Below are 671 nucleotides of genomic sequence, written 5' to 3' on the forward strand. Positions count from 1 at the left end.
ACCCGTCACCGGGTCACCGGTAGTGACCTGCCCACCATCACCCACGCTCAACAACCGGCCATGCGCATCAGCGGGCACCAGGATCAGGCGCCCCAAGACCTCCTCGGCTCTCCCCTCCACCGTCGGATCAAAGCGCACCACCCGCTCAGCGACCTCGCTAGCCTGCGCCTGCACCAACCACCAATGACCTTCTACCGACCGGTGAACCACCACCACATGCTGCGGCGAGCTCACATCACGCCTGTACACCAGCGTCGACTGCCCCTTCCCCAACCGGGCCACATCCCCCACTGTCGCCGGCGTGAACACCCCACCCAACCGCGCCGCCAACGACACCACCGTCACCCCCGACCCCGCCCCCGCCCCCGCCCCCGCCCCCCACAACCAATCACCACGTTTGTCAGAATCGCCCACACCCAACGCCGTCAACAACCGATCCGCCCGCACCACACAATCACCCCGCCCATCCCAGACCGGGAAACCCTCCACCGCATCCACGAACACCTGCGGCGGCGCCTCCGGCTCGCCATCCCCACCCACCGCCGAGGCCACCACCACCGACCGCAGAACCCCCGCCACCCCCTCACCCCCGGCCTTATTGACCAGTAACCCAAAGGTGCCGTGATCGTTGTCCGTGTATGGGTGTTGCGGTACGTGATGCGCGGCGGCTT

1 protein-coding gene is annotated in these 671 nt (G+C 67.7%); it reads right to left on the reverse strand.

The features are described from left to right. On the reverse strand, positions 1-579 hold a 579-nt coding region (locus ACLQ24_RS29995; RefSeq protein WP_425895097.1), incomplete at its 3' end, for a hypothetical protein. Between the last annotated feature and the right edge of the window lie 92 nt (positions 580-671).

Origin of the sequence: Micromonospora sp. DT4 (genome assembly GCF_049841675.1) — a bacterium.
Taxonomy (GTDB): Bacteria; Actinomycetota; Actinomycetes; order Mycobacteriales; family Micromonosporaceae; genus Micromonospora.